We start from the raw sequence: 9,950 nt of genomic DNA, 5'->3' as shown, positions 1-9,950 counted from the left end.
GCTACCTTGAAGTCACCTCAAGCTACCTTGGGCAGCGACCTAGGTGAACCGCTTCCATTCTCGGCCTTCTCGATCAAGTCATCGATGAGGTTCGCCCAATCCTGCATCATCACCTTACGATCCTCCAAGTATTCGGCCTGGTTGTAGCTCGCACGAACCTTGTTTCTTTCGGCATGTGCAAGCTGTCGCTCTATCACGTCAGAGCGATAGCCAAGCTCGTTGAGGATGGTCGATGCAGTAGCTCGAAATCCGTGAGCCGAGAACCCGATGCTGTCCTTGCCGTTGAAACCCATACGCTCCAGGGCCCGGTTCAACGTGGTAGCGGTCATGCTTTCGCGCGGTCGGCGGTAGTTCGGGAACAGGAGACCCTGCCCGCCTGTATAGGCCCTCAGCTCCTGAAGTAGCACCACTGCCTGCTTTGACAACGGCACGATGTGCGGCTCCCGCATCTTCATGCGCTCCGCTGGAATCCGCCACTGCGCAAGATCCAAGTCGAACTCATTCCACAGGGCTTTGCGAAGCTCCACCGTCCGAACAAAGGTCAGCAACATCAATCGCAGAGCAATCACTGTCGTGCGGTACCCGCCATACCTATCTAGCGCAACCATGAATTGCACTATCTGAGCACGGGAAAGGGGGCGATGATGAACAACTCTGGAGCGTTCGATTGCTCCACGTAGCGCAGCGGCCGGATCATTGTCGGCACGGAGCGTAGCAACTGCGTAGCGAAAAATAGCTGACGACCACTGACGTATCAGCAACGCAATCGTCGTGGCTCCCCGCGCATCAACTCGGCGAACGATCTCCAACAAGTGCCCTGCAGTGACACTGCGAATCGGAAGCCTCCCCACATGAGGGAAGACGTCAGCGCCAAGTACGCCCTCTACTTGGCGCTTATAGTACGCAGTCCAATTCACAGACTTCTTCGCAACCCATTCGTTGGCCACGGCTTCAAACGTATTGGCGTTAGCCACCATGTTCGACAATCGCTCAACTTTTCGGTTGTGCGATGGGTGCACGCCACTCGCAACGAGTGCGCGGGCCCGGAGGTGCTCATTCCTAGCCTCCGCCAGCGAGATCGACGGGTATTCGCCAATGGCGAATATGTTTTCCTTGCCAGCGATACGGTAGCGATATCGCCAAAGTTTGGCGCCCGTAGGGCGCACTTCCAGATATAGCCCCCTCCCATCCGCCATCTTGGTGGATTTGGGAGTTGGCTTTGCGGTTCGTACCTTGGCGTCAGTCAGCGGCATGTGCGGGTATCAGGCCTTTGATACCCGCAACGATACCCGCAATTTTGTTGGCTTACCATGACCCACCCTGGACAAGGGTAGACATAAAGCGCTTATTTTAAGGGGTTTATGCGACGACGGCAGACAGCGTCGGACTGAATCGGATGGCGATGCTAATTATCGATCATCAAGAGCATGACGGGGCCCGCGGGAGATGAATCGGGGCAATGCCCCGGAAACTGGGGCAATCATTGTGGCCGGACGGCGAAGCCCGCTCAAGCAACGAATAGGCATGAGGGCCACGCGGCACTGGCTCCCGCCGGGCCGCCTGGCCGGGCCCGCCGCCTAATCCACCAGCACGCCCGCGTCGCGCAGGCGCTGCCGCAGCGGGTCCAGCTTGTCGCCATAGCGTGCGCTGCGGGCGGTGTCGCGGCGCATGGGTTGCCGTACCTGCGCGGCGCTGGGCGTGCTCAGCACGGTGCGCTCGGTCTTGTGGAATTCCAGGCAGGCGGGGTCGAACGGCAGGCCACAGAAATCCAGCAGACGGCGGATCATCGGTTCCGGTTCGGCCACCAGGGATTCGTACGGGAGATCGAATACGCGGTCGGGGTACCTGTCCAGCCAGAAACGGGTCAGGCGCAGGAAATCGATGCAGTAGTCGGCCATCTCGTCCAGATCGCAGGTGAAGCCGGTCTGTTCCGTGAAGCACTGGCGGAAGCAGGCCAGGCAGGTTTCCACCGGGTCGCGCCGCACGATGACCACGCGTGCCGCCGGCAACATCGCCAGCGCCGCGCCCACCAGGTACCAGCTCACCAGGCTCTTGTCGGTGAAGCGTGGTTTGGCCTTGCGCCAGGGCGCGGTGCGCGCGAGGTATTCGCGGCCCAGGCGCTGCCAGTCCCCGGCGCTGGCATCCGGCGCCCACAACGGGAATGCCGAGTGGCGGCGGCGCGTTTCCGCGTCGATCACCTGCGACAGGTCCTTGATCTCGTTGGCGCCCTCGACTTCGGGATGCGAGGCCAGGATCTGCTCGACCAGGGTGGAACCGGAGCGCGGGATACTGACGATCAAGATGGCCTCGTGGCCGGACCTGGGGTCCAGCGGCGCCGGCATCGCTTCGGTGAAGATGCGCTGGATCGCCTCCACCCGCCGATGCTCCCCCGCAGCGTCCCAGCGCACCCGCTGGCGCCGCGACGCATTCGCTTCCCGGAAGATCTCGAAGGCCTGCGCGTAATCGCCCTGGTCTTCCAGCGCCTTGGCCATCGAGAAACCGAGCAACTCGCGATGGCGCGGCGACTGCCCACCGCGCGCCAGCGCCTGGCGCAGGCCTGCCGCATCGGCGGCGTCGAAACGCACGGTGTTGAGGTTGGACAGGCCGAACCAACCCTCGGCGTGCCCCGGGTCCAGGCGCAGCACCTCGCGGAAGCCGGTCACCGCGGCATCGACCTGACCCTGACTGGCCTGGGCCTTGGCCAGCGACAAGCGGGCCGGAAGATGCGCAGGAGCGAGTGCCAGCGTGCGCTGCAAGGCGGCAACGGCTTCGTCGGTGCGCACTTGCCGCCACAACGCCTCGCCGAGGTTGAACCAGGCCGATGCGGAGGAAGGCGCCAGTTCGCAGGCGCGACGCAGATGCGCCAGGGCTTCCTTGATCTCGCCGCATTCGTGCAAGGCGATGCCCAGCCCCACGCGCAGCTCCGAGTCCCCGGGCCAGACCGGCAGCACGCGCCGGAAACAATCGGCAGCCGTGGCCTGGTCGCCGCGATGCTGGGCCATGATGCCGAGCATGCGCAGTGCATCCGCGTTGTCGGGCGCGAGCGTCAGTACCTGCCGGACCGAACGCTCGGCGGCATCGAATTGCCGCTGCTGCCATTCCGCGCGCGCCCGTGCCAGCAACTGAGCGGCCGCGGGCGGCAGTGGCGTCGGATGCACGGTCTCGATGCTCATGCCGCCACGCTACACAAGTCGTCCGAAGCCTGCAAAGCACCGCAGCGAACGATGCCTGCCCCCACGCCAGCAGCGGACCGTAAAGCGATCGCGGGGACGAAACCCGCAAAAAAACGCCGGGCGAAGCCCGGCGCAGGAGGGAAGGTTTGCATCGTTCAGAAGTCGTAGGCGATGGAGAAGCGCACGCTGCGCGGCGGGTAGGTGTCCTGTATCCGGCCGTAGTCCGGATTGGGACTGCTGGTGGTGCCGTAGAAGTCGTTGTAGAAAATCGTGGTCTGATCGTTGAGCACGTTGAACACCGACAGGTTGAAGTCGAGCTTGTGCTGTGCCCACGCCGGCTTGTAGTCCAGGCTTAGGTCGACGTCGTGCACCCACGGCGTGTTGCCTAGCGAGCCGGGCGGCACGGGCACGCCGCCGCACCAGTAGTAGGTGTGCGAACCGTGCAAGGCCACCTGGTTCGGGCCATAACCGCCGCGGCACATCACCGGGGTGCCCGAGGTGATGTACAGGTTGGCGCCGACTGTCCACTCCGGCGTGAGCGCGTAGGAACCGAAAAGCTTGAACTGGTGCTTGCGGCTGTTCGGCAGCACGCCGCCGGACCATTCCATGCGCTCCGGGAAATCCCAGGCAGTGGTGAGGGATTCGTAGGAACCGCCCTGCTGCGAGTACGTGCTCACCGGACCTTCGGTATTGCCCCAGGTGCGCGAGAACACGTAGTCGAACTTGGCGAACCACTTGCCGTCCCACGCGTGTTCCAGCGACAGGTCCAGCGAGTAGTAGCGACGCTCCGGACCCTTCGGGAAGCGCTGGTCGGTGCCGCTCAGCGTCACCGGCACGAGGCCGCCGTTCGGCGCCTTCATCCACAGGTAGTTGGTCTCGCCAGGATTGATCAGCACCAGGCTCTGCGCATAGCTGGAGCAATCCTGCGGCGTCATCCAGGCATAGCCCTGCGCACGACCGGCTGCGCATTCGATCTGTTCGTCGTCGAAGTCGTCGATGATGCGGTTCATGCGCTGGTAGGTGCCGGTGGCACTGAACACCCAGTTCGTGCCAAGCATGTGGAACTGCTGCTGCAAGCCCAGCACGTAGTTGTCGGAGAACTCGGCCCTGGCGTTCCGCGCGGCGGAGACGCGCGGGTCCTTCGCCTGGCCGTACTCGTTGTCGATCGACACACCGGTCGAGGGGCTTTGCGGCAGCGGCGTGAACCCGGTCGGCACGCCGGTCACCGGGTCGATGCCGGTGTAGGTGCCGTACACGCCGGCATTCGTCACCGGCGCAGCGATGGACAAGGCCACGTTGGTCGGCAAGGCCAGATAGTAGCGACCGGCATTGCCAAACACCTTGAGCGACGAGTCGCTGTGCACATCCCAGCTGAAGCCTAGGCGCGGCGCCCACTGCGGCTTGGTCTCGCGGATGTAGGGCACGCCGGAGGCGTCGTAGTTCACGAACTGGTCGTTGCGCAGGCCGAGGTTCAGCAGCAGGTTCGGGGTGACCTGCCAGTTGTCCATGACGTACTGCGCGCGCTGCGTCACGCGCACAGTGGCGACGCTGAGGTCGACATGCTTCTGCACGTAGTAGCAGGTCCCCTGGTAACACTGGGTGGACGGCGCGACGTAGGGCGGGATGTTGGGGTCGGTGCCGAACACCGGCACGCCGGGGCCGGTGGCGCCGTACATCCACTGATAGCCCGGGCCGGTGTCCTGCGAACCATCGTTGATGTCGTACGAGTTGATGTTGTCGATGCCGACCTGGAAGTCGTGGTTGCCCAGCTTCCAGTCGAGGCTGAGGCGGTAGTTGGTGATCGACTCGCGATGGTCGGGGTCGGCGAGCGTGGAGCTGGACTGCGCATTGACGATGCCGCCCGGCGGGGCGAACCGCGGATCCTGCAGGGACGCACTGGCGATGTGCGGCAGCTCGGGGTCGAAGCCAGGGTAAGCAGGCTGGGCCGAGTAGTACTGACCGTGCATCTTGCCGTAAGTGGCGTTCAGCGTGAGGTCGTCGGTGAGGTAGGAGGTGTAGTTCAGCACCCCCATCTTGAACACCGTCTTGTTGTACTGGCCGAGATAGGCGAAGGCGCCGCTCTGCAGCGTGCCGTAGTCGAAGTTGTAATACGCGCCTTGCGTCTGGTGCGCGTTCTGCAGGTAGCTCAGCGTCAGCACGTTGCTGTCGTTGATGTTCCAGTTCAGCTTGCCGAAGAACTTCGGATCATGCTCGCTGAAGGTGTCGGTGACGCCGTTGCCGAATTCCGGTGTGCTGCGGTACCGGCTGTCGTCCTTCTCCGCGCTCAGGAAGAAGAACAGCTTGTCCTTGACGAGCGGGCCGCTGACGTAGGCGTCGTAGATCGTTTCCCAGGATCGGTTGCCGTTGCGATATACGGCAAGGTCGCCCGGCGAATAGACCGGGTCGCTGGCCAGCAGCGGATTGGCGTAGTAGATGTTGTCCGGACTCGCGCGCAGGCTGGCCGGCTGCCACAGCGCGCGCACGCCGAAGTGCCAGTCGTTGGTGCCGCTCTTGCCGATCTGGTTGATCACGCCGCCGATGGAGCGGCCATACCGCGCGTCGTAGCCGCTGATGTAGGTCTGCTGCTGGTCGATCGCGCCGTAAGGCAGAGTGATGCCGCCCGAGTTGTTGAGCGCCTCGGTGACGTTCATGCCGTCGACGTAATACGCGTTCTCGGCCGTGGAGGCGCCGCCGAACACATTCATCGGTGTGCCTAGCGGGCCGCTGCCAAGTTCGGGCGAACCCATGTTGACGCCCGGCGCCAGCATGGCGATGTTTTCGGCGGTGCGCGCCAGTGGCAGCTGCTGCAGCTGCTTGGAGGTGATCGTGGTGACTTGGTTGGTCGTGGTCACGTCGATCGCCGGGAGGGCGTTGGCCGTGACCTGGATCGCATTGAGGTTCACCGCGTTCCCGGAGCCGCCGGCCGCGGACGAGAAATCGACCGCCACCGCGCCTGCCGCCACCGGCGTGACGTCGGTGCGGCTCTGCACGACCTTGCCGCCTTGCAACAGCGACACCGTATACGTGCCGACCGGCAAGGTGATCGAGTACCTGCCGGACTCGTTCACCGGAATGCTGCGGTTGAAGCCGCCGGCGCTGGTGATCTGGACGGTTTCGCCGGGCGCCACCGGCACCGTGCCGTAGATGGTGCCGTTGGTCGCCTGCGACCAGGCGGCACTTGCGAAACCCATGGTGACGGAACCGATAGCCAGCGCCAGCGCCTTGCGCCGGAGGACGGCGTTGTGTCGCGACGCACGAGAATAGTTGCCCTTCATTGACGTGCTCCCCATTGGATCGATGGCCACTGCCAGTGGATGGATGCCCTCTGCAAGTTCGCTGGAGAGGGCGGCCCTGCCCTCTTCAACTCGACGAATCCGCCCGATATCCGGACCCGTTTCCGATGGCCCGGCGTTCTGCGCCGCCGGGTCAAACGCGATCCGGCCGTGGATCGCGTCAGCAAGCTGTGTGTCGACGCCCCGTCCCGGGCGAAGCCGACTCCGGCGGCGCACGCGCGGATTCCGGTTCGAATGGGCTTCACGGCATCGCCCTCCCGTCCGGACGGGCCGCCGGTGGTGCAAGCATTCCGGCGGACACGCCGGCATCGACCAGCGCCGACGGCAGCGGCCGGCCCAGCGCCAGGCAGGCGCAGGCCTCGCCCATCGCGGCGCTGGTCTGGATGCCGTAGCCGCCTTGCGCGGCGACCCAGAAGAAGCCTTCCGCATCCGGCGCGAAGCCGCCTACCAGGTCGCCTTCCGTGCCGACAAAACTGCGCAGGCCGGCCCAGCTGCGGATCGGGCGGCTGATCGTCATCGTGGTGGCCTGCTCGATGCGATCGATGCCCAGCGCGACGTCGAGATCCTCCGGCTGCACGTCGTGCGGCGGCACTGGGTCGGCGTTGGCAGGCGAACCCAGCAGCAGGCCGGCGTCGGGCTTGAAGTAGAAGCTCTCCGCCGCATCGATCACGAAGGGCCAATGCGCGGTGTCGAAACCCTTCGGCGGCTCGAACAGGAAGGCGGTGCGCCGCTTCGGTTGCAGTCCCAGCGGCGCCACGCCGGCGAGGCACGCTACTTCGTCCGCCCATGCACCCGCGGCGTCGAGCAGCCGCGGCGCGCGATACACCGCCTCGCCGCAATCGACTTGCCACTGCCCCCGCGAGCGCTCGATCGCACGGATCGCCACCTCGACGCGCAGCACGCCGCCGCGCTGGCGCAGGCCACGCAGGAAACCCTGATGCAATTCGTTGACGTCGATGTCGGCGGCGTCGGGCTCGAGCATGCCGATCTGCGCGGCTTCCGGCTTCAGCACCGGCACCATCGCCTGCACTTCGGCGGCATCGAGCAGGCGCAGGCCGGGAATGTGGCCGCGGTTTTCCGCGTACATCGCGCGCACCTCGTCTGCCTGTGCGGCGCTGCCGATCACCAGCGTGGGACGACGGCTCAGGATGGGATGCCCGGCAAAGCCTTCCGGCGGATGCTCGAGGAACGGCCGCGTGGCGCGCGACAGCGCACGCACCTGCGCCGAGCCGTAGGTCTCGCTGAACAGCGCCGCGGAGCGGCCGGTGGAGTGCATGCCGGGCCAGGCCTCGCGCTCCAGCACCAGCACGCGTGCATGCGGCGCCATGAACCAGGCAACCGAGGCGCCGGCCATGCCGGCACCGATGACGATGGCGTCGTAATCGTTCGCCTGCATGCTCAACCCCGTGCTCCCGTGTCGCCGTCCCCGCACGCGCGGACGGCACCGGAGATGTCCTTGCGCGATTGCCGCGCGACCACGCTGGCCACGGTGAGATCGGCGGTGACGTTGCCGAGCGTGGCGAACACGTCGGGCAAGGTATCCACCGCCAGCATCAGGCCCAGCGGCGCCACCGGCACACCCATTGCCTGCGCCACCGGCAGGTTGGTCGCCATGAAGGTGACCTGGCCGGGCAGGCCCACCGAACCCAGGCTGATCACCACCGCCAACGCCGCACCGGCCATCAGCTGCGCGGCGCCGAGATCGATGCCGCTGGCCCATGCGATGAAACAGGCGGAGGCGATGTACTGCACCGGACTGGTGAGCCGGCACAGCGACACCGCCATCGGCAGCACCAGGGCGGTGACCTGCGAGGGATAGCCCAGCCGCCGCTCTGCGCTTTCCAGCATCGCCGGCAACGACGCCAGCGAAGACTGCGTGCTGGCCGCCACGGCCTGCGCCGGCGCCAGCGCGGCCACGAAGCGTCGCAGGCGCTCGCCGCCCCACAACACCGCCACCGGCAGCATCAGCGCAGCGACCACGAGGTACAGGGTGATCTCCACCAGCACGTAAACGCCGAGTGCACGCACCATGCCCAGGCCGGCACGCGCGCACACCGCGAGGATCAGCGCGAACACGCCCAGCGGCGCCAGCCACAGCACCCAGCGCACAATCACGATCATCGCGTCGGCAACAGCCTGGAAGAACTCCACCAGCAGCGCACGCCGCGATGGCTGCAACTGCGTGAGCGCGAAGCCGAGGAACAGCGCAAACACCACCAGCGGCAGCATCGCGCTCTGTGCCGCCGCCATCAGCGCGTTGCTGGGCACGATGCCGGCGAACCAGTCGGCCCAGCCCGGCGGCGCGATGTCTGGCGCGTGCGCGGCGCTGCCGCGCAGCACCTCGCTCAGTGCCGGATTGTGCGGAAACATGGCCAGCAACGGCGGCGCGAGCAGTGCGGCAACCGCCGCGCCCAGCACGAGCAGCACGATGATGGCGACGAGCGCGCGTCGCGCGATGCGCCCGGACGCCGCCGCATCGGTAGCCGTGTTCACGCCGACCACCACCAGCGCCAGCACCAGCGGCACCACGGTCATCTGCAACGCGTTCAACCACAGCTTGCCGATCGGCTGCGCCACGCCGGCAACCTGCAGTGCCACCCGCGGCCGCCATGCGGCCAGCAGCAGACCGGTGACGACACCGGCCACCAGGCCGGCCAGGACGCGACTGGTCGCGCTCATCTTCATCGCGCCGGCTCCGCGTCGACGCGCGGAAGCTGCCAGTGCTCGCGCAGCTTCAGGTAGGCGCTTTGCGGCAGCAACACGAATACCGGCTGCTGCTGCGGCTTCAGCCAGGCCACCAGCGACTGCATCACCGCCGGCGTCATCGCGGTGCAGCCGGCGGTGGGCGTGCTCGGCGACTTCCACAGATGGCCGAAGATGCAGCTGCCGCCCAGCGGCTTCGCCTGCGGGTTCTGCTCGATGTTGAAACCCAGCCGGTAGGCCTGGTCGCCGTGCACGTGGATGTCGCGCCGCATCGGCTCGGTGGAGCCTTTCACCGCGTCCTCGCCGACCACCGTGGCGTCGACGATGCGGTTGTATTGCGCGGTACCGCTGACATCGACGCAATAGTCGCTGGCGCTCAGCGCGCGATAAGGCATGGCGGTGTCAGCGCGGGTCGCGTAACCGAATACCGTGCCGACACGGAACACCCCCGCGGGGCTGCGGTCGTCGCCTTCGTGCTTGACCGGTCCGTCGCTGCGCAGCTCGTTCAGGCCCAGCCCCCAGGCCGCGCCGTTCTTGCCGATCACCACCGGCGCATCGATGCCTGCCGCGGCCCAGCCATGCGGCCCGCGCGTGAACGTGCGCAGCTTGCCGTGGCCGGCGTTCCAGTCGGGCACGATCACCAGCACCAGCTGGCGCGCGCTGCGCCAGTGGTCCGCCTCGGCGGTTTTCGGCTCGCCGGCGGCGGCGGCGGCAGACAACGCCAGCAACGCCAAGGCCGGCACCAAGCGCAAACGGAAGGAACGTTGGAAAGCCATGCGGA

General features: G+C 66.2%; 6 protein-coding genes. All 6 read right to left on the bottom strand.

All coding sequences use genetic code 11. The features are described from left to right. Window positions 1-17 precede the first annotated feature (17 nt). Window positions 18-1,253, bottom strand: a complete 1,236-nt coding sequence (locus ISP14_RS02880) for a tyrosine-type recombinase/integrase (RefSeq protein WP_404536149.1) — start codon at window positions 1,251-1,253, stop codon at window positions 18-20. A gap of 324 nt (window positions 1,254-1,577) precedes the next feature. Continuing rightward, a complete protein-coding gene (locus ISP14_RS02875; protein ID WP_404536148.1) occupies window positions 1,578-3,173 on the bottom strand; it encodes a tetratricopeptide repeat-containing sulfotransferase family protein in 1,596 nt (531 codons plus the stop codon). 155 nt (window positions 3,174-3,328) lie between these two features. Further along, complete coding sequence (locus tag ISP14_RS02870; RefSeq protein WP_404536146.1) at window positions 3,329-6,448, bottom strand: TonB-dependent receptor; 3,120 nt, start codon at window positions 6,446-6,448, stop codon at window positions 3,329-3,331. A gap of 259 nt (window positions 6,449-6,707) precedes the next feature. Further along, complete coding sequence (locus ISP14_RS02865; protein WP_404536145.1) at window positions 6,708-7,862, bottom strand: NAD(P)/FAD-dependent oxidoreductase; 1,155 nt, start codon at window positions 7,860-7,862, stop codon at window positions 6,708-6,710. A 2-nt stretch (window positions 7,863-7,864) separates the two neighbouring features. Next, window positions 7,865-9,145 (bottom strand): dicarboxylate/amino acid:cation symporter, encoded by a 1,281-nt coding sequence (locus ISP14_RS02860; protein WP_404536143.1) that lies wholly within the window; start codon window positions 9,143-9,145, stop codon window positions 7,865-7,867. Window positions 9,146-9,147: 2 nt separating this feature from the next. Beyond that, a complete protein-coding gene (locus tag ISP14_RS02855; protein WP_404536142.1) occupies window positions 9,148-9,945 on the bottom strand; it encodes a L,D-transpeptidase family protein in 798 nt (265 codons plus the stop codon). Window positions 9,946-9,950: the final 5 nt, after the last annotated feature.

It is taken from the genome of Dyella agri, from assembly GCF_044904705.1.
Lineage (GTDB): Bacteria > Pseudomonadota > Gammaproteobacteria > Xanthomonadales > Rhodanobacteraceae > Rhodanobacter_A > Rhodanobacter_A agri.
This window is presented reverse-complemented; position numbering and strand designations above follow the sequence as displayed.

Excerpts from the sequence above, each read along its gene's own strand:
- ISP14_RS02860 (WP_404536143.1), bottom strand. The coding sequence starts at position 9,145 with ATGAGCGCGACCAGTCGCGTCCTGGCCGGCCTGGTGGCCGGTGTCGTC.
- ISP14_RS02865 (WP_404536145.1), bottom strand. The coding sequence starts at position 7,862 with ATGCAGGCGAACGATTACGACGCCATCGTCATCGGTGCCGGCATGGCC.
- ISP14_RS02870 (WP_404536146.1), bottom strand. The coding sequence starts at position 6,448 with ATGAAGGGCAACTATTCTCGTGCGTCGCGACACAACGCCGTCCTCCGG.
- ISP14_RS02875 (WP_404536148.1), bottom strand. The coding sequence starts at position 3,173 with ATGAGCATCGAGACCGTGCATCCGACGCCACTGCCGCCCGCGGCCGCT.
- ISP14_RS02880 (WP_404536149.1), bottom strand. The coding sequence starts at position 1,253 with ATGCCGCTGACTGACGCCAAGGTACGAACCGCAAAGCCAACTCCCAAA.
- ISP14_RS02855 (WP_404536142.1), bottom strand. The coding sequence starts at position 9,945 with ATGGCTTTCCAACGTTCCTTCCGTTTGCGCTTGGTGCCGGCCTTGGCG.